Origin of the sequence: Bacillus altaicus (genome assembly GCF_042136375.2) — a bacterium.
Lineage (GTDB): Bacteria > Bacillota > Bacilli > Bacillales > Bacillaceae_G > Bacillus_A > Bacillus_A cereus_U.
Genome location: NZ_CM143394.1, coordinates 800610 through 824156, shown reverse-complemented (window position 1 = coordinate 824156; position 23547 = coordinate 800610). Strand labels below are relative to the sequence as shown.

The following is a 23547-nucleotide window of genomic DNA, read 5'->3' as shown; positions in this document are numbered from 1 at the left end:
AATACACCATCCTTTCTGTTCTCATTCTATTATACATCTTTACGCTTCTATCTTGTACTCATACACTCCGCGGCAAATTATTTCCGCAGGTCCTTTCATTAATACATTTCCTTCTTCTGTCCATGCGATCATTAAGTCGCCGCCTGCTAAGTGAACTGTAATTTCTTTATCGTGTTCCATTTTTCCATTTAAAATTGCCGCAACGACAGCTGCGCATGCTCCTGTCCCGCAAGCTTGTGTTACACCAGATCCACGTTCCCAAACGCGGAAATTCATCTCTTCATCATTCAAAATCTCGATGAATTCAACATTCACTCGCTCTGGGAACATTTCATGTGTCTCAAGAACCGGTCCTAACGTTATAAGAGGCGCTTTTTCTACATCATCAACAAAAATAACTGCATGCGGATTCCCCATTGAAACAGCTGTAAATGCATAACGGTGATTATTGTATAAGAAGTTTTCACGAATAAATGGCGTTTCTCCTTCACCAAGCATCGGTATCTCTTCACGTGTTAAACGAGGTGCCCCCATGTCAATTTTCGCTAATGTAACTTTGTCATCTTCTACCGTTACTTCTGCCGTAACAATACCAGCTAACGTTTCAATTGTGAAAACTTTACCTTCTACTAGTTTATGCTCATACGCATATTTCGCTACGCAGCGTAAACCATTTCCACAGCTCTTTCCCTCTGAACCATCGTTATTAAACATGCGCATTTTTACTGGTGCCACGTCAGAAGGACAAATTAAAATCATTCCATCTGCACCAATACCAGTATTAATATTTGAAACCTTTTCGGCTACAAGAGCTAAATCTTCTTCTCTAATTTGTTCCTCAAACATATTTACATATATATAACTATTTCCAAGACCATGCATTTTTGTAAAAGAAAATTGGCTCATTTTTATTCACTCCAAAAATAATTTATTATTTCAAGTATAAAATGCATGCTTTTAGAACACAATATGAATGTCCCCCTTTCTCATATTTGACAGTATTTTGGCAATAAGCCGTTCTTACACAAATCGCGTAAGAAAAAAGCCCTTCTAAAAGGGCCTTTTTTTTTCGAAATAAACACTCCTAATAAATGAAAAAAGAAAAACGTTGCCTGTTTGCAACGCTTTAAAACATTGGATTTTCATCCATATAATCATATATATTATTTACAAGTTCTTCTACTGTTGCACCTTGTACAACTTCACCATTTACAAGTGCAAATGGACCTTCAAAACAGATGCCACAATATCCTAAACAACCATATTCCATTACGTCTAAATTAGGATCTTTTTCTAATTTTTCTAAAGCTGCTTGCGAACCGCTTGCAAGGTTACCTACACAAAATTCGATTAATGGTTTAATCAAAACTCTCCCCCCTGTATCTCTAAACAAATTACCATTTACTTTAGCTGGTATGTGCATACCTAATTTGCGAAACAGATAAGTAACCCTCTCTACTTGTTACCATTTCACTTTATTTATAAGAAGAAAACTAAGCTGTTTCTTGTTGTTTTCGTTATATATTCTAAACTATTTAGTTACTTCACTATTTCACTTCCAATAGATAGTCTTCTTTATATAACATACTACTCATAATGAAATAGTAAATAGTAACTAAAAAATAAAAACAGTTTACTTTACTTTTCTTCTTATTGTACAACAGAGTATTCATTCATGCATTGTTATTTGTTCACAAATTCGATATAATTTGATTGTGTAAAGTCAAAATATTTTATTAATATAAAGTTGTATGATTAGGGGATATTTCAACAGAAAAGGGGTAATCCATCATGAAACACCTCGTACTACTAGGTGGTGGCTACGGTGGAATGAGAATTCTGCAGCGGCTACTTCCAAGCAACCAACTTCCAGATGATGTACAAGTGACATTAATCGACAAAGTACCATATCATTGCTTTAAAACTGAATATTATGCATTAGTTGCGGGTACAATTTCAGAAACGCATATTCGTATACCGTTTCCTGAGCACCCACGTCTCAATATTCAATACGGCTCAGTAACAAATATTGACCTCGAAACGAAAGCCGTTCATCTCGATGGCGGTGAAACGATTCAATATGATGATTTAATTATCGGACTTGGCTGTGAAGATAAATATCATAACGTTCCTGGGGCGAAGGAATATACACATAGCCTACAGTCAATTGAACAAACACGTAAGACATATGAACAATTAAATAGCTTAGAACCAAATGCAACAGTAGCTGTCGTTGGGGCTGGTTTAAGCGGCGTTGAAGTGGCAAGTGAACTTCGTGAGAGCCGTTCAGATTTAAAAATCTATTTATTTGATAGAAAAGATAGAATTTTATTCCCATATCCAGAGAAATTAAGTAGATACGTAGAAGAATGGTTTGTAAAACATAAAGTTACCATTATACGAAACTCTAACATTACAAAAGTGGAACCAAACATTGTATACAACCATGATGAACCACTTGAATGTGATGCAATCGTATGGACAGCTGGTATTCAAGCAAATGAAGTTGTTCGAAACCTTCCAGTTGAACAAGATGGTAGCGGACGGGTTGTTTTAACAAAATATCACAATATTCCGAACAACGAGCACGTTTATGTCGTAGGAGATTGTGCAGCACTTCCACACGCACCATCTGCTCAACTTGCTGAAGGTCAAGGAGAACAAATTGTCCAAATATTATTGAAACGTTGGAATAATGAACCACTTCCTGATGAACTGCCTGTTATTAAATTAAAAGGTGTTCTCGGTTCTCTCGGCAAAAAACACGGATTTGGTTTACTAGCAAACCAACCATTAATGGGACGTGTACCGAGATTATTAAAATCCGGTCTTCTTTGGATGTACAAATATCATAACGGTTAATACTTTAAAGCCTGTCTACTATGTAGGCAGGCTTTTTCTATTCATTTTTTAAAAAATAACTTTCGCAATATAGATTCACAAAATTTTTTTATTTTAATATTAAAAACTATTGATTAAAAGTGTATGCTATATGTAATAGTTATTTTATTTAGGACCGAATGCGTTCGGTCTTATTTTTTATGCCATAAATACTACACATAATAGGAGGCATTTCATTTCACTTATGAACTTAACAAAACTAAATAATCGAATAGAAGTGAAAAAGAAAGAATTAATTCACCTCGTTGAAAAATATGGATTTGCTCACGATAAAGTCATTTCTCTTAGTCAAGACTTAGATCGTTTACTAAACTTATTAACAAAGCTAAATACTTCCGTCTCAAGACGATCTAATCCTACAAACAAAGAAAAGAGATGTTCCTTCTAAATAGATTTTTTCTATTTTTCTCTCTTTTTGATACGATATAACTAGAATCAGAAAGGAGCAATTTATGTTTATATTAAAAGACATCATATATAAAGATATTCTACACATTCCTTATTTACAGATTCAAAAAGAAAAAATAACTTGTATTATTGGTGAAAGTGGTAGTGGTAAAAGCACATTACTGCGTATGCTAAACGATTTACAATCGCCAACATCTGGCACAATTGAATATAACGGAAAATCTATTTTAGATTATCCTCCCGTTCAATTACGCCGTGAAGTTGTCATGCTCGGACAAACTCCGCCTATTTTTGATGGAACAATTAAAGATAATTTATTAATGGGACTTCGATTTTCTGAAAAGCCATTTCCAAATGACGATGCCTTGCGGAACGCATTAACGACTGTTAGCCTAGATAAAAAATTAGAAGATAACGCCTCTTCTTTATCAGGTGGCGAAAAACAAAGACTTGCTTTCGCTCGCATTATACTAATGGATCCGCCCGTCTATTTATTAGATGAACCAACTTCGGCACTAGATGGTGATACAGAACGCCGCGTTATGAAACAATTCACTATACTTGCAAGTGAAAAGAAAAAAACAGTTATCTTTATTACACACTCACAGCAACTTCCGGAAGAAATTGCAGACGATATTATTGAAATTAGTAAAACAAACGGTGCAACTAGAAAGGAAGTGCTATCAATTGAAGGGCGTTATTGAACTACAAATTTGGCAACTTGCAGCTGCATATATTTTCATCCTTATTTTAATCGGGCTTGTGAAATTAAAAGGAATACCGCGTGAAAAACAAATTACAATTGCTACATTACGTATGACGATTCAGCTTGTACTAGTCGCATATGTTCTTACATACATATTTGAAAATAGTAATCCGTTTTATACAATAGCTCTCATTACTTCTATTACTACATTTGCGATTTTCAACATTTATAAACGAATAAACCTTCCTATGTCAAAAGAATTAAAAAGAGTTGCTGCCATTTCCATGATTGCTGGATCAATTGGCCCTCTTCTACTATTTATCTTTGTCATTATCGGGCACGATCCTTGGTATGCTCCGCAGTATATCGTTCCTATTGCCGGTATGCTAATCGGTAATGCTATGACAGGTATTTGCCTCGGGGCAAACACCTTTTTAAACAGTATGAAATCACAAAGAGACCATATTGAAGGTGCACTTATGCTTGGGGCAACTCCAAAACAAGTAGCCGCTCCGCTTATACGAGATGCTTTCGATTCTGCTATTTTACCAACAATTAATTCTATGGTCGGAATGGGGATTATAAGTCTTCCCGGCATGATGACAGGACAAATTTTATCCGGTGTATCACCATTTACAGCTATTCAATATCAAATTGCGATTATACTTGGCATTTCTGGAAGTACAGCTTTCTCTGTTATTATCTTCTTACAGCTTGGGTATAAAACGTTCTTTAATAAGCGGTGTCAGTTGAAAGAGGTTGACTATAGTGCGCGGTAAATGATGCACTGTTCATGGTAAATGAAATTATATCGACGATTTTTCGAATATATCTATCGTAACTCAAAATATATCAACGATTTTTGAAATATATCGACGATTCGACAAGGAATATCAACTTACCGACAAAAAATGACCATAAAAAAGAGGAGGCTACTCGCCTCCTCTTTTTTATTACTTACGCCTTCTTAACGAATTGTGATTTTAACTTCATCGCTCCGAAACCGTCGATTTTGCAATCAATATCGTGATCTCCCTCAACTAGACGGATACTCTTTACTTTCGTACCAATCTTTACAACTGAAGAAGTTCCTTTTACTTTTAAATCTTTAATTACAGTAACAGCATCGCCATCTTGAAGAACGTTTCCGTTCGCATCTTTTACAACTTTTGTACCGTCATTACTTTCAGCTTCTGCTTCTTTGCCCCACTCATGTGCACATTCTGGGCATACGAAAAGAACGCCATCCTCATACGTATATTCTGAATTACATTTTGGACAATTTGGTAAAGTAGCCATAAATCTATTTCCTCCGTTCATTATTTATACGTAAAAATCACTTCTGATGTTTACATCTCGATAAATAAAATTTGTATAGCATTTCTTTATACTGCCATAGTCTCACGTTATTGACAAGCCTACCTCAAATTCTCATTTTTTATTATATTTTATAAAATTTCAATTAGTATGGCGTTTTATATTCACATTTTTCGTTAATTAGTTTATTCGACATGTACTTCTTCCATCCAACTGCTTGTCTTAGATTTCACTATTATTAAGTACTCATTTTCCCATTTTAGTTTACCTAAAAATCTAGAGTAGACTACTTCATTTCCTACTTCTTCTACCAGTAATTTATTTACCACTCTTAGCCCTTTATCGTTATACACTTCACACATTAGCTGAAATCCTTCCGAACGATGAATTCCTTTTAATATAGCCGTTTTCTTTCGGCTCGGGCTCTTCTTAGGCGTTTTATCCACTAAAAACACAATCTCATAATTCTCTTTCTCTATTTCTTGAAGCGCTTCATTCACATACTCTTTAATCATTTCTAATGATATTTTTGAATATTTTTCAATAGCTGGTACAACATAGAGGTAAACCAACTCACAAAAATGCTTATATTTCTCCTCAACTAATTCCAGATTTAAAAATTGCATATAATCATAAGGAACGAATATACGAATCTCCCCTAGAGTCTCGTGTAGTTCATAAGAAATATCTTTATTAGGATTTGCTAGGCAATATATATCTATCTTTTCTACAGTTTCTACTCCAAGATCCAACCTACTTAATCTCTTTGAGAAAATCAATTCAAAAATTCTCATTTCATGTAATCGATTATAATGTTTTTTAGGACGTTTCTTAGCCCAATCATAAAAATGAACATCCATCATACTACCTTTTCCTCCTAACATATAAAAAGAAGAACCTTCACAAGATTCTTCTTTCCAAAATGAACGAGTTCCCTCTAGAAACTCCAACTATTTTCTTCAATATAAAATTGATACTCTTCTAACTCTTCTTCACTTAACTTCTTATTATTCTCATATACTTCTTGCCATTCAAAATAGTCTTCACTGAAATAAACAGCAAATTTAATTTTTATATTTTTCTTCTCTTCATAATCATATCCAGTAAATTCTACTACATCATACTCTTTTTCTTTCTTCACAAGCTTCCACGTTGGATTATCCGTCATAACCTCTAAAGTAAATCCTTCATCACTTGAACGAACAACATTTTTTATATTTGGTTCAGTTGGTAAAAAGGAGAGGCCGAACGTGGCTCCACCAAATACTACCCCTACTATAACTTGTAAACCAATCATACCAACAAAACTAGCGCCACCCTTTGATTGTAAGTAATACGCCTTCTCATGATCAGGCATATCTTCTGCCTTATGTAAAATACGAACAGCGTGCTTATAATACAAACGGTTTCCTTGCCATCCAGTAAATATCATAACCCCTACATGAAGAACTAAATTTAAAGATAAATAAATTCCATCTGAAATATCTATAAAAGGAGGTACAACTATACTAGGTACCGACAATAATGTAAGTATAATAAACAACTTATACATTTTTCGATAAGCTAGCCAAAAATATGGGAAGAAAAAGGCTACCCAATTCCATGTATTTCCTTGCGCTGGATTTTCTACTTTGCCCCATTTAAAGTCATAATAAGCTGTATTCTTTTGAACAACTTTATGTAACTCTTGCGGAGAAATCGCTTCTTGTAAAACTGTGTCCTTCACGTACATCATCCTTCTCTTATTTCTATATAACTTTATTGTATATCTATAAAAAGAAGGAATCTAACAAAAAATAGTTATATTTCATAAAAATGAACGAAAATCGAATACATTCCGACAATTACCCATTCTATATTCCATTTTACTATTAAATATATTAAAATACTTATATATAAGACATTTAATACACTATGTTAAAGATCTTGTATATTCGCAAAAAAGGATGTCCCAAAATCATTTTGACACACCCTCCTAGCTTTTTATTATTTCAAACATATTTCTCCTTACACCACTATTCCAAATTTCCCTTCACTTTCTCAATAACATCTTCTATACGCTTAGCTATACATTCCGGCTCCCAATCTCCCTCACCGTGCATAGCCGTATAAACTGGACAATTCTCATCATTACTATCTACACAGATTGGATCCCCAAGATATGAATCTATCCCAATTACAATCCATCCTTCTTGCCAACCTCCCTCTTCATTCCCGACTAAGCTTTGCCCTTCTTCATCAAAGCTATAACCAAGTTGTCCTTCTTCTATTTCTTCACTATTAAATAATTCGATTGTCATCGGTTCAAATTCACACTCTAACTCAATTTCATTATCCTCAGCGCGATCTACATGTGCTAACAATTGTTTAATTTTATTGTGGTTAATCATGATATCTTCCCTCTCTATTGCGCAATATTTTAATTAACTATAATATACAAAATAAAGTTTATAAAACTATTATTTGAGGTGACCAAATATGAAGACTACACTTTGGGCAGACGATGACTATTTAAAATTAGCACCTATTAACGACGAACTAATAAAAAAAGCAGAAGAAGTACTGAACGTAAAGCTCCCAGAATCGTACATAAATCTTCTAAAAGAACAAAACGGAGGAACTCTTCGATTAGATGCTCACCCTACTTCAGAGCCAAATTCTTGGGCAGACGATCACGTTAATGTTTCTGGCTTATATGGTATTTCTTTTAATGAAAATGAATCTAGCATTTTAGAGAGCCATTATTTAATTCAGGAATGGGACATGCCTGAGAATATCGTACTTTTATCTGGGGACGGACATACGTGGATTGCATTAGACTATCGAAATGTTGCTGAAAATCCTCCAGTTATATTTATCGATAATGAGTTTGAGGAAATTATTGAATTAGCACCTAACTTTAAAAGTTTCTTACAAAACTTAACTACGTACGATTATGATGAAGATGAAGAGTAAACCTATCTCTAAAGGAGTGCGCAATAGTGCAAGATTTCATTATAAAGTGAAACTTTAATCAGCCCGCACCAATCGGGCTTTTACATGCAGTTGATCTCCCACCTAACTTCTTTGCTCCAGCTAAATTTTGAGGTGGGAGTTTTACTGCCCGCAAATAGCGGGATAAACATAGGTGTTCATCCTATCGGTCTCCCGCAGCTTATAACGAACCATTTAAAAATAAAAGAAAACATCTCAATATTCGATTGCATTCTACAAACAAGAATAGAGCCTATAAACATCAAAAAGAACAGTCTATTGCATAATGTTTCACATGAAACTATCCATATTCCGGATTATCTTTCGACTTCTCATTCCTTGCAAAGTACTTTTTCATTATATAAAAATAGTAAAAGCATCCTTTATATGAAGGATGCTTTTACTATTCACCTACCACTTCCCCCTACACTCTTCAATCAAATAAAGCAAATACCGCTTCGTCATATCAGCCCTTCTCCACCTTGAGAGTATTCGTTTTTCCTTTGGATTATGCCGCATTCGCTCTACTTCCCTTAATAAAGGCTCCCACTTATGAGAGTAAAGTTCCAACATATATTGCAATCCTCTATCTTTTGAAACGATTGTTTTATGATCTAACGTATATAAAATACGTCCCATCGTAACGATAGCTGATTCTACCCTTTCTTCTATGAAAAATAAATAGGGACGCTTCGCTTTTTCACTCCAGTAATGTTCTACGTTATATTTCATTGTATTTACTACATCGTCCCATTAAAGCATGTTTTATTCCATTCTCCACATCTATCCCTCCAATAAAAAAGAGCCTTTGCGAATTCGCAAAGGCTTCCTGCTTTATAAATATTTCTCGATTTCTTCATAAACATCCTTCAAACGAGGATTTCCTTCTCCAACAATTTCTCCATTTACAAGAACGACTGGATAAAATAACTCTTCCTCCACTACTCGCTCTGCGAATACTTTTTTATCTTCCTCTTCTTGTGCTTCTTGAAAATCAATATACTCAAACTTAAATTTATTTTCTTGTCCTTCATATTTACGACCAATCGCCGCTTGTAACCACTCAAACGTTTCTGTTGAAGATGGCATTCCAACGCAGCTCGCACAAATTACTTTCGTCCCATACACTTGCACATTAACCATTTCTTCTCCCCCACTTCTCGTTCTAACAGCATATTCAGATGTCTTATTGCATAAGCACATCATTTTACAAATTTATTCTATACCCCTATACTGAAAAAACACGTTGTAAACATGATATAATATTTCGACAATAAAACAAGAAGAGAAAAAATAGATTTTCCCCTCTATCTTGATTATAATAAAACTGATGAAAGGAGTCGATAAAAATGGAAAACCCACATATGCAAGAACAAGTATTAGAAGTATTAGATAAATTACGTCCATTCTTACTTCGCGATGGCGGAGACGTTGAATTAGTAGACATTGAAGAAGGTATCGTAAAACTACGCCTTATGGGTGCATGCGGAAGCTGCCCAAGTTCTACAATCACACTAAAAGCTGGTATCGAACGCGCACTACTTGAAGAAGTACCAGGCGTTATTGAAGTAGAACAAGTATTTTAATTAAAAGCGGAAGCGGCTCGTTCAGAACAGAAGGTCATTGGAGCTCCTGACGAAGAGGCGCTTTTTGCCTCACAGGAAGGCGCGAAATGGCCGACTGTTCTAGCCGCTGGAGCTAGATAATTTAAAAGCGGAAGCGGCTCGTTCAAAATGTGAGGAGGATGGAGCTTCTGACATAGAGGCGCTTTTTGCCTCGGCGGAAGAAGCGAAGCCACCGAACATTTTAGCCGCTGGAGCTGGATAATCTAAAAGCGGAAGCGGCTCGTTCAAAGCTACTTCTAAGAAAAGAGACCAAATTTGGTCTCTTTTTTTGTACGCAAACAAGACATACTCCCCTACACTATTAACATCATAAAACAAAATTGGAAATCCTTCTCAAAAAATGCGATAATTAATATATAGTGAATCGTTCACACATATAAAGCGAAAAACATAGGGGGACGACGTATGCCAAAAATAGGGAGTACTTTTGTAACAATTCAAGAATTAGAACAGAAAAAAGAATATTTATTAAGTCTTTCACCCGTTATACCGACATGGAATACGAGCTATCAATTTTTATTTAAAGAAATACAACAAGAATTATTAAAAAAGGTAAATGAAAAAATTGAAAGACACAACATTATTTTAACTATATGTACAGATCAAAAAGTAGGAGCATAGCTTCTTATTATATAAAGATAGACACGGGTATCTGTTGTAGTATAAAAAAAAGACCTCAATTGGTCTCTTTTTTATACTTTTAAGATAGCCAATCTAATTTCCTAATGCCTAACTTATCAACAGGTAAACGAAATGACTCGTAAAAATGATTCATAAATTGCTCAGTGCGCTTCACATCATGTAAAATGATTTCTAAACGAGCTCTATATATACCTTTTTGTTCTTCGTTTCCTGTTTGATAATATCGTTCAACCGTTTCAAAGTAGTGAAGCGGGAACAGCAGCCTTGCGAATAATAAGCGCCAACCAAATGAAGAGAGCGAATAATTACGTTCATAATCTGTAATGAATTGAACTACCGTTTGCTCCCAATCTTTCTTTTTTTCTATCATCATATAGCGAATACATTCTGCTATATCCCTACTTGGGTGATCATATACCCAATCAAAAGGAAGTTTTAAGCGCTTCGTTTGATGCCATAATAGAGGTGTAAATCGTTCTTGGCAAATTGTTGCTGCGTCAGTTATTTGTGGTGTATCGTCCATTTCTGTATCGACAACATATTGAATTGCATTTTCTGCAACTCCTAAGTAATACGGGAAGGATTCAATAAACAATTGATCGAATACGTCTGAAGGATGGTTCATCACTTGCGATTGCCAAAACCTTTCTAATTGGTCGAGCCTTTTTTCCCATAATGCTTTCCATTCGCCAATGCGGCTTAATTGCTCAACTTCTTCCGGAAAGAATGCGCCACGTTTATGGAATATAGAAAGCTCACTTCCTAATGATGTAGCATGTCGCTCTAACATACGCATACCTTTTAATAAGCAGTAATTTTTTTCTTCTATCTCACTTACATGGTAGCCGTGTATAGTCGGAACGAAAGTCGCAACAGTTATATCCCCTTGCTGGTTCATATAATCACTGAGCTTTTTCATCTCTACAAGTACTTCTTCCTCCATTTCTCCAATTGGAACAAGTACATAAATTTTATTGCGAATCCAAAAGCTTTTATAGGGGCCAAGGGGGATTAATTCTTTAACATGCATGTGATAATGCTCATAAATATGCTGAATCATCGCAGTCGCCACCTATGGTTTTTCTTTATATATATGAGCTTGTGCTCGCCTTTCATTCCTATGCACATGATAAAGCAACGAAACGTATACAAATACTAAAAAGAAAAAAAGGTGATAAATATGAAAGAATCAAATCAACTACAAGAAAGAGCATTACAACTATTACAAGAACGCGGTGTAACAATTGACGATATTGCTGAACTTGTTCATTTTCTTCAAAAGAAATACCATGCAAATTTAGAGATGTCAGAATGTCGCTATAACGTTGAGCGTGTACTATCAAAACGAGAAGTACAAAACGCACTTATTACAGGCATTGAACTTGATGTCCTTGCTGAAAAAGGAATGTTAAGTGAGCCGTTACAAGATATCGTAAAACGCGATGAAGGACTATATGGAATCGATGAAGTTATCGCACTTTCAATCGTTAACGTATACGGGTCAATTGGCTTCACGAACTTTGGATATATCGATAAATTAAAACCAGGTATTTTAGAATACTTAAATGATAAATCAACTGGAAAGGTGCATACATTCCTTGATGATATCGTTGGCGGGATCGCTGCCGCTGCTTCAAGCCGTTTAGCGCACCGTGCTGAGCATTCAGAGTAACGTGTCTAGGCCGTCAGTTTCATACTGACGGCCTTTCATATTCCATAAGCATAAACTCTCTTCCACGGCTCAAAAAAACAGGTCCTACTTGAAATCCAATGTTTTTATATAGCCTAATCGCTCTCTCATTAAATGTCGCTACACTCAGTCGAAACATTTTCGAATTCAATTCCTCAGTAGCAAATGCTATTCCCGCTTGAAAAAACATTTCCCCCATCCCCTTCCCTGTTAAATCCGGCTTCATTCCAAGTCCGATATCCATTGCATCTTCTCTCGCATATAAATTGGCATCTCTTCCGCCTGGAACTTGTGCATTTTCTCCAAAACAAAAATAGCCGATGAATTCTCCATTCTCATCACAACAACCGTAATACGTCCCATCTAGTAACTCTTCTATTACTTCAGCCTCTCCTGAAAAGCTATATAACGTATACGGCTCTTCATACTTCCACGTATTTATTTCTTTCGCTTCTTCCTCTGTTAACTTATGTATATCCATTCATCTCGCTCCTTATCAAATACTCTACTAATCTATATGTATTTACTCATTCATTTTCCATGATTGATTCTCCTCTAATCGTAATATGCAGAATTGCATGCGCGCATCCATTAAAAAAATGCTACAATTTATTCGAATCGCTGTTGCTACACTTCTTGATTAAAGAAAAGACGTTAAAACGGAAATTAACGTCTTATCAGACTCAAGCAATTGACACATTTTGTCATCATGAAAGACACTCGAAAGAGTGTCTTTTTTTCTATACCTGAGCAGGACCTGCTCATTTACAAAATTAATGCATAAATTAATATAACTCTTTAAACGCATTATTCCCTTTCTATATGTTGCGGCGTTCGTTGCGACATATTCGGATAATAAAAAGCACTCCAGCCAGAGTGCTTTTTACTTTCAAACAAGGAGGTTACATATATGGATAGTACTCTTGTATTTAACTTCGGCATTGGTATTGTTATCATTTTATTCGTCTTCTTTGTACTTTGTATGAGCGGGATATAGAAAGGCTATTTTTTAGAAATAAAAAATAGGCAACCGTTCCCGGTTACCTGCCCTTCATTACATCTTCTCAATCCACTCCGTCAAGTTATGCACAACTTGCGTCGGTTGTACTTCATATTCTGTTAACTTCTCCACAGTTGTTACTCCAGTGTGGACAAGAAGGGTATGCATACTAGCATTTATCCCCGCTAAAATATCTGTATCGTAGTTATCCCCAACCATTAAAGCCTCATCTTTTCCTATGCCAAGCACTTTTAACGCTTGTTCCATAATGATTGATTCTGGTTTACCAATAAAGATTGGGTCCACACCTGTTGATACTGCAACAACTGATGTTAATGAACCGTTACCTGGTAATAACCCGCGCTCAGTCGGAATTGCGATATCCCCATTTGTTGAAATAAACGTTGCACCGTTACGCACAGCAAGACATGCTTTTGCTAACTTTTCATATGTGATATCGCGATCTAAACCAACAACGACGAAATCAGGATTTTCATCCACAATTTCAAATCCTTTTTCCACAAGAGCAGCGTGTAAGCCCTCTTCACCAATCATATATACAGTTGCATCTTGTTTGCGCTCATAAATAAAGTTCGCTGTAGCCATGCTCGTTGTGAATACTTGCTCCGCTTTCGCTGGAATATCGAAACGAACAAGTTTTTCTGCAACTTGTTCTGGTTTACGAGTTGAGTTATTTGTAACGAATAAATATGGAATACCGCGTTCTCCTAATGCTTTTACGAAATCGCTTGCTTCTTCAATTTGTTCTTCTCCGCGATACATTGTACCGTCTAAGTCAATTAAATAACCTTTATACATCTATTTGTCTCTCCTTCTATGCTAACGTTCTCACCTATCATACCACTCTTATATTAACCCCTTTTTCAAAAGAAAAAAACGCTTTACCCTAAAGCGTCCCATAACGTTCATTTTTTATCTTTTATTTGGTACGAACAATTACAATCGCCCACACACATGTTCGTTAACGTCTTCACATTTGCACCTGTAAATAACCGCTTGTACATATCTTTTTCATCTTCACACACTTGCGGGAATTTCTCCGCTATTTCCTTTAACGGACAGTTTTGCTTTTCAAGTATGAAAGAGCGTTCCCCATCTCTCTTTACTTGAACCATATAACCATTTTTCTCTTGCATAGCAGCTATTTCCTGTACTTTATATGCTAAATTACTTTGATTACTTATCTTCTTTTGCAACTGCTCTTCCATTCGTTTCGTTCTCGCTTGTAAAACGTAACGAAGCATTTTTTCATCGCCCATTCGAGCTAAATCATCTAGTATTTCAATAGCAAACTGCTTATATTCTTTCGGGAATGTATCTTCTCCCTTTTGACTTAATCCATACAAATATGTTGGTCGTCCAACATGCTGCCTTAGCATCTTTGAATAAATTAGCTCATCTTTCTCAAGATTACTTAAATGCCTTCGGATTGCCATTTCCGTAATCTCTAAAGCTTCAGCTAATTCTGCTACAGTATGCTCGCCCTTTACCTTCAACAATTGTACAATCTCTTCTTTCGTCGTACGTGCTTGCCCCATAACTCGCCCTTCTCCCTTTTCTCATATACAATATAAGATCCCCAAAGGAATCTCCGGGGATCTTATAAGCACAATTATTCTGGTACAAATGCAGATACAGGCCCTAATTCCTTTTCTAAATAACTGTGAATATTCGCTGGGTATTTCTCTACCACGGCGATATGTTTTTGAATCGTCTTATATAATTCATCATGATTCATGTGAATATAATCTTGCGTAAGCATTTTTCGAAGAAGAATAATTTCTTTAATATGCGCTCCCTCTTCTCCACTTATAACTCTCTCGTCCATTAAAATATCAATAATATCTTCGTAACTTCCTGGATCGCGCATAATAAATCCATCAATCATCGCATTTCCTACATCTAATATACAATCGATAATAAGATGGGCTATGCGCTCTAATGCATAAAATTCAAACTCGGTTTCATATGTCTTTTTCTCTTGAAATGTATTTGTTGCTCGTTCTAAACATACTAGCATTTGTTCTATTTTCTTTCTGTCTACGAAGTACATGAATGTCACCTACCTGGAAATTAAAGCATTTACATTTTAATTGTAACGCTTTCTTCTGAAAAAATCGACAATTTTTCGAATTCACCTTTTCCTCGTTATTTGTTATAGTTATATTTGTATGATTTTTGAAATTGGAGGAATGCAACCTTGGAACGTGAACTCGCACTAGAAATTGTCCGTGTAACAGAAGCAGCAGCCTTAGCATCCGCACAGTGGATGGGCCGCGGAAAGAAAAACGAAGCAGATGATGCAGCAACTACAGCTATGCGTGATATGTTCGATTCAGTACACATGGCAGGTACAGTTGTAATCGGTGAAGGAGAACTTGATGAAGCACCGATGTTGTATATTGGTGAAGAACTAGGAACAGGTAACGGTCCAGAAGTAGATATCGCCGTTGACCCACTAGAAGGTACAAACATCGTTGCGAAAGGCCTTGCAAATGCAATGGCAGTTATCGCAATCGCAGATAAAGGAAACCTTCTTCATGCTCCGGATATGTACATGGAAAAAATCGCGGTTGGTCCAAAAGCAGCTGGTAAAATTAGCTTAGATGATCCAATTGAAAAAACAATTGAAATTGTAGCAGAAGCAAACAATAAAAAAATTCGTGACCTAACGGTTATCATCCAAGAACGTGAACGTCATCAAGATATTATTGACCGTGTTCGTGCAAAAGGTGCACGCGTAAAACTATTTGGTGATGGAGATGTTGGTGCATCAATCGCTACAGCTTTACCTGGAACAGGTATCGACTTATTCGTAGGTGTAGGCGGAGCTCCAGAAGGCGTTATTTCTGCAGCAGCATTAAAATGCCTTGAAGGTGAAATGCAAGCGCGCTTAGTTCCAATGAACGAAGAAGAAGAAGCTCGTTGCCGTGAAATGGGATTAGAAGATCCTCGTCAACTTCTTATGTTAGATGACTTAGTATCTGGTGATGACGCAATCTTCTCAGCAACAGGTGTATCTGCTGGTGAATTATTAGACGGCGTGAAATTCCTTGGCGGAGATTTAGCTGAAACATATTCTATCGTTATGCGTTACAAAACAAGAACGGTACGATTCATTAAAACGCATCACCATTTAGATCATAAACCACACTTAAACTTAGATATTTAATAAAGGAGCCATGTGTATGGAAGAACGTTTCTTTCTGTACGACGATACAGTCGCTACAAAAACTCGTTTCGTTAGCTTTATGGGGGAAAATGAGCGTCATGATTTAGCGCTTCTATACTCCGATCGTCATTACGGTAAAACGATAGTCCTTGATATGCAGAGCAACAAATTTGCTCTCATCGGTCCTGACGATTTAAACGAACCAGGCTACTTAGAGCACGCATTTTCGATGTCTGAAGAAAATGCAGAAGAATTACGCTCATTTTTATTTGAACTTATATAATTTATCTGGTGCACCAGCTATGTTAGCTGGTGTTTTTTCATTGTTATTATTCAGAATTTTCCAACCTCTATGTTATAATTAAGAATAGATAGAAGGAACGTCAAAGTATATGTAGTTTCTTCGGGCTTATTCCTGTTGTAATTTTCCATAAATAAGTAATTACGATAATAAACACATTCATTTGTTTTTAAATATACTCCAACACTTAGTCCTAAAAATAAAAAAGTGGCATCAAATCGTTTGAGAGAAGAAGCTCCTCATCGTATGCAGTTGCAAAGTTTATGGACACGTTCTTATTTTGTTTTTATTGCTAGAAATGTATCAAATGAACGATGATGGAAATCAAAAAATAAGGGGATGAAATGTATGTCACAGACCCTAACAGTGAAAGTGAAATTGATTCCAACAAAAGAACAAATCCGTTTATTGGAACAAAGTAGCCACGAATATATTAAAGTTATAAATACACTTGTATCAGAAATGATTGAAGCAAAGAAAAGTACGAAGAAAAGCACAAAAGATATTGAAGCGAATATCCCAAGTGCGGTGAAGAATCAAGCGATTAAAGACGCGAAAAGTTTGTTTGCTACAAAAGTAAAGAAAAGCAATTATAAAATTATTCCGATTCTAAAGAGGCCTGTTTGCGTATGGAACAATCAAAATTATTCATTTGATTACAATTATATTTCAGTCCCTTTGATGATACATGGAAAGTCAACTCGTTTAAAGATACGCGCTTTATTAATCGATAAAAACAATCGCAATTTGGATTTGTTAAAGCATAAGTTAGGTACACTTCGTATCATAAAGAAATCGAATAAGTGGATGGCCCAAATATCTGTCACACTTCCTACAAATGAAAGAGTAGGAACAAAAGTTTTAGGGATAGACCTAGGCCTCAAAGTCCCTGCGGTAGCAATCACAGATGATGATAAGGTTCGCTTCTTTGGAAATGGTAGACACAACAAATATAAGAAGCGTAAGTTTCGTAGTGTCCGTAAGAAGTTAGGAAAAGACAAAAAATTGAATGCCATTCGACGATTAGATGATAAAGAGCAGAGATGGATGCAAGATAAAGACCACAAAATAAGTCGTGAAATCATTGATTTTGCGGTGGATAATCATATTTCTGTCATTCGATTAGAACAACTAACGAATATAAGACAGACGGCAAGAACAAGCCGTAAAAACGAAAAAAACCTGCACACTTGGTCATTCTATCGTTTGTCACAATTTATTTCGTATAAAGCAATGCTAGCTGGTATTCAGGTTGAATATGTGAATCCAGCTTATACAAGTCAAAGTTGTCCCAAATGTTCTGAAAAGAACAAGGCGCGGGATAGAAAATACAAGTGTCAATGTGGATTTGAGACACATCGCGATATCGTTGGAGCGATGAATATTCGCTACGCAACTGTGATTGATGGTAATAGTCAATCAGCCTAAGCACCTATATGGTCTGGTTTAGGAGGGGCAATGAGATGCCCTCATCTTGAAGGCTGTTCAAAACAGAAATGGACTGCGAACGCTTAGTCATTCAAGAATCCCACCCGTAACTCCGTAAGGATTCGGGCTTGCGACTTTAGTCGTGGGAGTCTCAAGTTCCTTTGCCACTAATATAAGAGGTGAAGGAAAATGCAAAAAGTACAACTTTCTTGGAGTTTATATGAAAATCAGCAAAATACAATCGAAAAGTATTGTAAAAATTGTAGAAGCACTCCCCTATTTACTGACACGAATATTCGCAGACATAATGCAAACGGAAAGAACATATATCGATTTGCAATTTATAAATGTCCGAAAGATCATACGTGGAATCAAAAACTTCATATTTATAAATCATTTACTGATCACGTCGAAACTGTCGATATGACTCAGCAAGAACAAACGGAAACAAGTACTACCATTTCCATTACACAATACAAAGAAAGTGGTATAGCCGAAATAACGATCGTATTAGACATAGTTTTCGGTTCCCACCGAATTGCTAAAGTGTTATCCACATATATTTCAGATTGGAGCCGCACTATCATTGTGGATAAAATTAAAAATGGGCATATCCAATTGAACGGACAACAAATGAAACCAAACAAGACGCTTTCTGAAGGTGATTACATTTCAATTTGTTTGTAAGGAGGACTCCCATGTTAAAGGTGAAAAAAGGTACGATTGATTTATTGAATGACTTAGATGTAATGTATACAGCATGCAAAGAAGCACTCTTACAGAACCAAATTTATCAATGGGATGATTCTTATCCGACGCGAGAACACATTTCCTATCATTTAAAACAAGGCGAACTGTATTGCCTGTTTGAGGATGATTCACTCGTTGGTGCTGTCGTATTAAACGAGTGGCAATCTCCAGAATATGAACGAATTGACTGGTCAGAAACAGAAGGACACTTTCTTATCGTCCACTCTTTTGTCATCCATCCGCTCGCGCAAGGCAAAGGATATAGTAAAGTACTATTATCTTTTTGGGAAAGCGAAGCAAGGCAGGAAGGTTGCAAAGGAATACGCCTAGATTGCTTTGCAGGTAATCCCGTTTCATTAAGCTTATATGAAAAAAACAATTATATTTGCCGAGGTGCTGTTTATTTCAAAAGTAAACAGCCTCCTCATAATTGGTATAACTGCTATGAAAAAATCCTCTTACAATCGTAAGAGGATTTTTTCATTTCTTCACTTTTCGTAATACAAAGTGTGCACAACCGAAGTTACAGTACTCGTATAAATACTCCGATAAAGTACTAATTTTTGTATCATATGTCGAACGTTGATTACTATCATCAAAGAATCCACGCAATCTAAGTTGCTCGTAACCCCAGTCTCCAACGATATAATCATATTTATTTAAAATTTCTGCATAGCGCTCTTTAAGTGCTTCTTCACTAAAACCGTCACGAAAGTTTTTAATTACTTCGTACTGAACATTATTAACGCTCACCGTAGTATGAATCTCTTGCTTTTGCTCCATTATGAACTTCCTCTCTAAGCATTCTTCTTTTTATCGTATCACAAAGCATAACAACCAACAATTTCAAATACAAAAAATTGAAAATTAGTGCATGCTATGGAGAAGGAGGTGATACATCGTGAAAAAGCAAATTATACTCTCTCTTCTCACTCTTTCCTTATTTGCAGGCTGCCAATCAACTAATAAAGCCGAAATGGAGCGTGAAGAAGGAAGTCGTGTTCTTGTTTCCAACAAAAACGACATGTATCATACGGAAAACACAAATACACGATTAACAAGAGTCGGTTATTCTTCTAAACAGAAGCATGAAGTATCTAACAAACAAGTAGGCGCTATTAACCGTGAGAAAGTCGCCGAAATGATTACGAGCATGACAGTCAAACTTCCTGACGTCACCAATGCCGCTACACTCGTTACCGACGACGAAGTGTTCGTTGTATACCGTGCAAACACAACGGATCCGAAACTCGTAACAGATCAAGTATATAAAACAGCTCTGTCCATCGTCCCTCGCTATTATAAAGCATATGTATCAACAAACCAAAAGTTGATTTCTCAAATTCAAGGTCTCCAATCAGGTAGCTTAAACGATAAAGAATATGAACAAAGTCTTGATATGTTAAAACGTGAAATGAGCGATAATCCTCATTTGAACAATACGGGAGATCAAACTTTAAATAATATGATTAAAAAATAAAAAGGTGGAGAAAACCTCCACCTTTTTACTATTTGGGGTCCCGCCACATTGCTATCAAGTTAAGAAATACATTCTTCCTCAAAATGAAAAAAATGAACTAAATTCCCACGGACAACTATGAAAGGATGAAATTTCCGTTTTGGGGATACTTCAAAATCTTAGGTTGATGGGTATGGGATAGAGTCAGGAAAATGCGCATTTACAACGATAAGCATTTTGATACAAGTCTTATGAGACATTATGAAGTCTAATTTAAAGGTGATTTGATTATGTACCAATAGGCTTTACTCTATTGAGATTGTGAAGTTTCCTACTTAAACTAACGGGGCAGGTTAGTTTAAGTAGGAAACTTCATAACAAGGGGTGATTTTTTGGAGAAAAATATTGGGGATGTAGATTTTTTTAAACAAGTAGGAAAAAGACTTTGCAACTAATAAAATAATAAGGTTTACTTCAGTAAAATAAGGTATAGTATATTTGTTGAATAGATTCTCTTTAAAGACAAGAAAAGTAGGTGAACAAAGTGGGAAAATATCAATTGGATTACAAAGGTCAGGCAGCTGTGACAAAGTTTCATGAAAAACAGACGCCAGCCAAATTTGATAAAAAGCAGCAACTTGAAAAATTGCGTGCGGAGTATTTGAAAAAGAAGCAAAAACAAACAGATAAATAATATGTTACGTTTTCGATTATGTTTTTTCGAATTTTCTGTATATAACATGAACAAACACAAGAAAATAGGTACGTTATTCATCGGTCAAATATATACAGGCTATTTTTTCAAACCTCTTACTTATGCAACTAACGCATGCGTTAGTTCATTAAGAATAACTAAAAAAGTCGATTCCTTGAGATGGAAATCGGCTTTTTTAATAAGTGACATTTCCTTAGCGGTGTAAATCCGCATAAACCTCCATCGCATCACACATAAACTGCGCTAAACCTTCACCAAACTTATCAATATTTTTCGTAAAGCGCTCATCAGCAACATACATTTGACCGAGTCCCTTAAAGGCCTCTAATGAATATTCACCGAAGTTTTGCAAGTAATCGTACCATACCCCGATTGCGGATTGTGCCTCTTTAGAATCCGGTGCTCCATTTCGAAGTGTCGCTAGATTTCTGTAAATAGTATTAAACTCCTCCTGTTTCTCTGTAGACATACCCTTCGCTGTTTTATTCGCTTTATCTACAGCCTCATCTCCCCATCGTTCACGTGCTTCTTCTTCGTACGGGTTATGACTAAAATCAAATCCTTCAAATTTCTCTTTATTCGTCATCTCAATCTCTCCTTTTGTATGCTGAATTGTTTTATTAATCGTCGCTATCACTTTATCCAATCTAGCCCGCTTTTCAAGAAGCATTTTCTTGTGAAGCTGCAATGCCTCCTCACGGTCGAATGAAGGACTCATGATAATTTCCTTAATCTTCTTTAAAGGGAAGCCAAGCTCTTTAAAAAATAAAATTTGCTGCAACGTTTCTAAATTTTCATTGGAATACAGACGATATCCAGACTCTGTCGTCTCATCTGGGGTTAACAACCCAATTTCATCGTAATGATGCAGTGTGCGCACACTAATTCCAACTAAATTAGCTACTTCTTTTACCCTCATTGTCATGCGTATCTCCCCCTTAATACATACGATAAAGTATGACGCAACGTTAGAGTCAATAAAAATTTCATTTTGTTTTTGAAAGATTCATCTCTCCACATTCTCCTACATTTCATGCATAATATATATGTACATACATTAGAAAGCGGTGAAAGTATGGTTTCAAATACTGTAATTGCCAGTATCATAATTCAACTCGTTGTTTCGGTTCTGGTCCCAATTATTGTACTCGTTTATTTCCGTAAGAAATATAATATTAATTGGAAAATAGTTGGCGTTGGTATCCTTATCTTTATCGGGTTTACCCAAATTCTCGAAACACCATTCCAATTATTCATGCGTGGTAATCCCACAACAGCTGACTTTTTAAAGAACCCATTTATCTTTTCGATTTTCGGCGGACTAACTGCTGGTATTTTTGAAGAACTAGGTCGTTTCGTTGCCTTTTACTACTTACTGAAAAAATATCGAGATTATAAAGACGGTCTTGCGTACGGAATTGGACACGGCGGTATTGAATCGATTTTAGTCGGCGGATTCGCTGGGCTCCAAACTCTTACCTTTGCAACATCTATTAACAATGGTAGCTTCGCTCAAATGGTTGAACAATACCCACAGTTGAGCCATATTAAGGACTTGTTAATAGAGCAACCTGCCTACCTATACTTACTCGGTAGCTTAGAAAGAATTATGGCACTCGTTCTGCAAATTGCTTTTACAATGCTTGTCGTATACGCGGTAAAACAAAAGAAATACATTTTCCTCGTATACGCTATACTATTCCACGCACTTGTAGACTTTTTCGCTGCACTTTACCAAACAAAAATGATTAACATCTTTGTAGCAGAAGGAATTACTCTTCTCTTCGCGATTGGCGCTTTCGTCCTTATTCGCAAAATGAAAGAGAAATTAGTGAGTGTACCAGAGTAAAAAATAACCCACCAATTGGTGGGTTATTTTTTATACAGATTATCGCAATGGTGATAGCTTTGTCCGCTTACAAGCTCCTTCTTTGTTTCTGCATCTATAACGATATACTTATGAAACTCATCTACTTCATCTTGAGAAAAGGAAGCAAAAAAATAAACTTGGCGATCTGGATGAACAAACGAATCTTGAATCACCACTCTACTGCGGCAGCCGACAGCTGTTTTTTGTCGGAAGGTAAATTCTGCGTCTTGTACTTCTTTCCATACAATTTTCTTTCGAACACTATACGCCGCATTTTTGTATTCCTTATAGACCTTCTTATCTAACTGTTCATAAAATATATCTTCATTCACAAACGACTTATTTTGATTGCTCGGGTATTCTAAGTTTTGATTTGATTGTGCATATGTTGTGGACAATTGTATGAGAAAACAAATACTGAATACAATGCATATCATTTTTTTCATAATTGCACCTCAAATTTTCATTTATCCACATTACTTTTCCACATACTTAGATCACTATGACCTTTCCAAGAAAAAGGAATTTTTTCCACACTTGTCGAAGTATATATCGTCAACTTGAAAGAT

The 23547-nt window shown here is 35.9% G+C and carries 32 protein-coding genes and 3 pseudogenes; 18 read left to right on the top strand and 17 right to left on the bottom strand.

Going from position 1 to position 23547, the window contains the following annotated elements:
* Positions 1 to 39: 39 nt before the first annotated feature.
* Complete coding sequence (gene dapF / locus ACE38F_RS04205; RefSeq protein ID WP_375370136.1) at positions 40 to 906, bottom strand: diaminopimelate epimerase; 867 nt, start codon at positions 904 to 906, stop codon at positions 40 to 42.
* A 220-nt stretch (positions 907 to 1126) separates the two neighbouring features.
* Positions 1127 to 1366 (bottom strand): YuzB family protein, encoded by a 240-nt coding sequence (locus ACE38F_RS04200; protein ID WP_199673997.1) that lies wholly within the window; start codon positions 1364 to 1366, stop codon positions 1127 to 1129.
* 425 nt (positions 1367 to 1791) lie between these two features.
* On the opposite strand from ACE38F_RS04200, the gene ACE38F_RS04195 reads away from it, so the two are divergent.
* From ACE38F_RS04195 to ACE38F_RS04180, 4 genes are all read left to right on the top strand, one after another.
* Entirely contained in the window at positions 1792 to 2862 is a 1071-nt protein-coding gene (locus ACE38F_RS04195; RefSeq protein WP_215554607.1) for an NAD(P)/FAD-dependent oxidoreductase, read from the top strand.
* A gap of 223 nt (positions 2863 to 3085) precedes the next feature.
* Positions 3086 to 3289: an aspartyl-phosphate phosphatase Spo0E family protein gene (locus ACE38F_RS04190; RefSeq protein WP_215554608.1), complete on the top strand. Its 204-nt coding sequence runs from the start codon at positions 3086 to 3088 to the stop codon at positions 3287 to 3289.
* A gap of 64 nt (positions 3290 to 3353) precedes the next feature.
* Positions 3354 to 4013, top strand: a complete 660-nt coding sequence (locus tag ACE38F_RS04185) for an ABC transporter ATP-binding protein (RefSeq protein WP_375370137.1) — start codon at positions 3354 to 3356, stop codon at positions 4011 to 4013.
* Positions 3997 to 4794 carry an ABC transporter permease gene (locus ACE38F_RS04180; protein ID WP_375370138.1) on the top strand — a complete coding sequence of 266 codons (798 nt, stop codon included), beginning with the start codon at positions 3997 to 3999 and terminating at the stop codon, positions 4792 to 4794. Before ACE38F_RS04185 ends, ACE38F_RS04180 begins: the two co-directional genes overlap by 17 nt.
* A 178-nt stretch (positions 4795 to 4972) precedes the next feature.
* On the opposite strand, the gene phnA is transcribed toward ACE38F_RS04180, so the two are convergent.
* The 4 genes from phnA to ACE38F_RS04160 all read right to left on the bottom strand — a co-directional run bounded on the left by phnA (position 4973) and on the right by ACE38F_RS04160 (position 7722).
* On the bottom strand, positions 4973 to 5314 hold the full coding sequence (gene phnA / locus ACE38F_RS04175; RefSeq protein ID WP_212935071.1) for an alkylphosphonate utilization operon protein PhnA: 342 nt from the start codon (positions 5312 to 5314) through the stop codon (positions 4973 to 4975).
* A 203-nt stretch (positions 5315 to 5517) separates the two neighbouring features.
* Positions 5518 to 6195: a hypothetical protein gene (locus ACE38F_RS04170; protein WP_375370139.1), complete on the bottom strand. Its 678-nt coding sequence runs from the start codon at positions 6193 to 6195 to the stop codon at positions 5518 to 5520.
* Positions 6196 to 6269: 74 nt separating this feature from the next.
* Complete coding sequence (locus ACE38F_RS04165; RefSeq protein ID WP_375370140.1) at positions 6270 to 7064, bottom strand: DUF2628 domain-containing protein; 795 nt, start codon at positions 7062 to 7064, stop codon at positions 6270 to 6272.
* Between the two features lie 283 nt (positions 7065 to 7347).
* Positions 7348 to 7722, bottom strand: a complete 375-nt coding sequence (locus tag ACE38F_RS04160) for an SMI1/KNR4 family protein (protein ID WP_375370141.1) — start codon at positions 7720 to 7722, stop codon at positions 7348 to 7350.
* Between the two features lie 88 nt (positions 7723 to 7810).
* Between ACE38F_RS04160 and ACE38F_RS04155 the strand changes: the two genes are divergently transcribed.
* Both ACE38F_RS04155 and ACE38F_RS04150 read left to right on the top strand, forming a co-directional pair.
* Complete coding sequence (locus tag ACE38F_RS04155; RefSeq protein WP_375370142.1) at positions 7811 to 8287, top strand: SMI1/KNR4 family protein; 477 nt, start codon at positions 7811 to 7813, stop codon at positions 8285 to 8287.
* Positions 8288 to 8449: 162 nt separating this feature from the next.
* A pseudogene (locus ACE38F_RS04150) lies at positions 8450 to 8674 on the top strand (DUF4304 domain-containing protein); the annotation flags it as partial.
* A gap of 42 nt (positions 8675 to 8716) precedes the next feature.
* On the opposite strand, the pseudogene ACE38F_RS04145 reads toward ACE38F_RS04150, so the two are convergent.
* Both ACE38F_RS04145 and ACE38F_RS04140 read right to left on the bottom strand, forming a co-directional pair.
* Positions 8717 to 9058: pseudogene (locus tag ACE38F_RS04145) on the bottom strand (aminoglycoside adenylyltransferase domain-containing protein); the annotation flags it as partial.
* A gap of 81 nt (positions 9059 to 9139) precedes the next feature.
* A complete protein-coding gene (locus tag ACE38F_RS04140) occupies positions 9140 to 9448 on the bottom strand; it encodes a YuzD family protein (protein ID WP_375370143.1) in 309 nt (102 codons plus the stop codon).
* Positions 9449 to 9654: 206 nt separating this feature from the next.
* Here ACE38F_RS04140 and ACE38F_RS04135 point away from each other — a divergent pair, with 206 nt between their 5' ends.
* Complete coding sequence (locus ACE38F_RS04135) at positions 9655 to 9891, top strand: NifU family protein (protein WP_000431159.1); 237 nt, start codon at positions 9655 to 9657, stop codon at positions 9889 to 9891.
* 99 nt (positions 9892 to 9990) lie between these two features.
* Here the strand turns inward: ACE38F_RS04135 and ACE38F_RS04130 are convergent, their stop codons facing one another.
* Positions 9991 to 10212 carry a hypothetical protein gene (locus tag ACE38F_RS04130; protein ID WP_215554615.1) on the bottom strand — a complete coding sequence of 74 codons (222 nt, stop codon included), beginning with the start codon at positions 10210 to 10212 and terminating at the stop codon, positions 9991 to 9993.
* Positions 10213 to 10335: 123 nt separating this feature from the next.
* Here ACE38F_RS04130 and ACE38F_RS04125 point away from each other — a divergent pair, with 123 nt between their 5' ends.
* On the top strand, positions 10336 to 10551 hold the full coding sequence (locus ACE38F_RS04125) for a carbonic anhydrase (RefSeq protein WP_215554616.1): 216 nt from the start codon (positions 10336 to 10338) through the stop codon (positions 10549 to 10551).
* 79 nt (positions 10552 to 10630) lie between these two features.
* On the opposite strand, the gene yutH is transcribed toward ACE38F_RS04125, so the two are convergent.
* Positions 10631 to 11632: a spore coat putative kinase YutH gene (yutH, locus tag ACE38F_RS04120; RefSeq protein WP_002198965.1), complete on the bottom strand. Its 1002-nt coding sequence runs from the start codon at positions 11630 to 11632 to the stop codon at positions 10631 to 10633.
* Between the two features lie 120 nt (positions 11633 to 11752).
* On the opposite strand from yutH, the gene ACE38F_RS04115 reads away from it, so the two are divergent.
* On the top strand, positions 11753 to 12244 hold the full coding sequence (locus tag ACE38F_RS04115) for a phosphatidylglycerophosphatase A family protein (RefSeq protein ID WP_375370144.1): 492 nt from the start codon (positions 11753 to 11755) through the stop codon (positions 12242 to 12244).
* 19 nt (positions 12245 to 12263) lie between these two features.
* Here the strand turns inward: ACE38F_RS04115 and ACE38F_RS04110 are convergent, their stop codons facing one another.
* The 4 genes from ACE38F_RS04110 to ACE38F_RS04095 form a co-directional block, all read right to left on the bottom strand.
* Positions 12264 to 12743, bottom strand: coding sequence for a GNAT family N-acetyltransferase (locus ACE38F_RS04110; RefSeq protein ID WP_375370145.1), 480 nt, complete (start codon positions 12741 to 12743; stop codon positions 12264 to 12266).
* 573 nt (positions 12744 to 13316) lie between these two features.
* A complete protein-coding gene (locus tag ACE38F_RS04105; RefSeq protein ID WP_375370146.1) occupies positions 13317 to 14081 on the bottom strand; it encodes a TIGR01457 family HAD-type hydrolase in 765 nt (254 codons plus the stop codon).
* Positions 14082 to 14188: 107 nt separating this feature from the next.
* Positions 14189 to 14821, bottom strand: coding sequence for a helix-turn-helix transcriptional regulator (locus ACE38F_RS04100; RefSeq protein ID WP_215554619.1), 633 nt, complete (start codon positions 14819 to 14821; stop codon positions 14189 to 14191).
* Between the two features lie 74 nt (positions 14822 to 14895).
* Positions 14896 to 15336, bottom strand: a complete 441-nt coding sequence (locus tag ACE38F_RS04095; RefSeq protein ID WP_341308025.1) for a DUF86 domain-containing protein — start codon at positions 15334 to 15336, stop codon at positions 14896 to 14898.
* A 147-nt stretch (positions 15337 to 15483) separates the two neighbouring features.
* Between ACE38F_RS04095 and glpX the strand changes: the two genes are divergently transcribed.
* The 6 genes and pseudogenes from glpX to ACE38F_RS04065 all read left to right on the top strand — a co-directional run bounded on the left by glpX (position 15484) and on the right by ACE38F_RS04065 (position 19404).
* On the top strand, positions 15484 to 16455 hold the full coding sequence (gene glpX / locus ACE38F_RS04090; protein WP_215554620.1) for a class II fructose-bisphosphatase: 972 nt from the start codon (positions 15484 to 15486) through the stop codon (positions 16453 to 16455).
* Positions 16456 to 16471: 16 nt separating this feature from the next.
* Entirely contained in the window at positions 16472 to 16738 is a 267-nt protein-coding gene (locus tag ACE38F_RS04085; protein ID WP_215554621.1) for a DUF3055 domain-containing protein, read from the top strand.
* 163 nt (positions 16739 to 16901) lie between these two features.
* Positions 16902 to 17074 (top strand): annotated as a pseudogene (locus ACE38F_RS04080) (transposase); the annotation flags it as partial.
* Positions 17075 to 17104: 30 nt separating this feature from the next.
* Positions 17105 to 18184: an RNA-guided endonuclease InsQ/TnpB family protein gene (locus ACE38F_RS04075; protein ID WP_078173457.1), complete on the top strand. Its 1080-nt coding sequence runs from the start codon at positions 17105 to 17107 to the stop codon at positions 18182 to 18184.
* A 189-nt stretch (positions 18185 to 18373) separates the two neighbouring features.
* Positions 18374 to 18871 (top strand): cytoplasmic protein, encoded by a 498-nt coding sequence (locus ACE38F_RS04070; protein ID WP_375370147.1) that lies wholly within the window; start codon positions 18374 to 18376, stop codon positions 18869 to 18871.
* A gap of 11 nt (positions 18872 to 18882) precedes the next feature.
* Entirely contained in the window at positions 18883 to 19404 is a 522-nt protein-coding gene (locus ACE38F_RS04065) for a GNAT family N-acetyltransferase (RefSeq protein ID WP_375370148.1), read from the top strand.
* 10 nt (positions 19405 to 19414) lie between these two features.
* Here the strand turns inward: ACE38F_RS04065 and ACE38F_RS04060 are convergent, their stop codons facing one another.
* Positions 19415 to 19717 (bottom strand): YutD family protein, encoded by a 303-nt coding sequence (locus tag ACE38F_RS04060; RefSeq protein ID WP_002015914.1) that lies wholly within the window; start codon positions 19715 to 19717, stop codon positions 19415 to 19417.
* 118 nt (positions 19718 to 19835) lie between these two features.
* Here ACE38F_RS04060 and ACE38F_RS04055 point away from each other — a divergent pair, with 118 nt between their 5' ends.
* Together ACE38F_RS04055 and ACE38F_RS04050 are read left to right on the top strand one after the other, a co-directional pair.
* A complete protein-coding gene (locus ACE38F_RS04055) occupies positions 19836 to 20414 on the top strand; it encodes a YhcN/YlaJ family sporulation lipoprotein (protein WP_341026028.1) in 579 nt (192 codons plus the stop codon).
* A gap of 523 nt (positions 20415 to 20937) precedes the next feature.
* Positions 20938 to 21087 carry a hypothetical protein gene (locus tag ACE38F_RS04050; protein WP_215554625.1) on the top strand — a complete coding sequence of 50 codons (150 nt, stop codon included), beginning with the start codon at positions 20938 to 20940 and terminating at the stop codon, positions 21085 to 21087.
* Between the two features lie 214 nt (positions 21088 to 21301).
* Here the strand turns inward: ACE38F_RS04050 and ACE38F_RS04045 are convergent, their stop codons facing one another.
* Positions 21302 to 22033, bottom strand: a complete 732-nt coding sequence (locus tag ACE38F_RS04045) for a MerR family transcriptional regulator (protein ID WP_375370149.1) — start codon at positions 22031 to 22033, stop codon at positions 21302 to 21304.
* Positions 22034 to 22141: 108 nt separating this feature from the next.
* Here ACE38F_RS04045 and ACE38F_RS04040 point away from each other — a divergent pair, with 108 nt between their 5' ends.
* Positions 22142 to 22957: a YhfC family intramembrane metalloprotease gene (locus tag ACE38F_RS04040; RefSeq protein WP_215554627.1), complete on the top strand. Its 816-nt coding sequence runs from the start codon at positions 22142 to 22144 to the stop codon at positions 22955 to 22957.
* Positions 22958 to 22980: 23 nt separating this feature from the next.
* Here ACE38F_RS04040 and ACE38F_RS04035 read toward each other — a convergent pair whose 3' ends face one another.
* Complete coding sequence (locus ACE38F_RS04035; RefSeq protein WP_375370150.1) at positions 22981 to 23424, bottom strand: hypothetical protein; 444 nt, start codon at positions 23422 to 23424, stop codon at positions 22981 to 22983.
* Positions 23425 to 23547 lie beyond the last annotated feature (123 nt).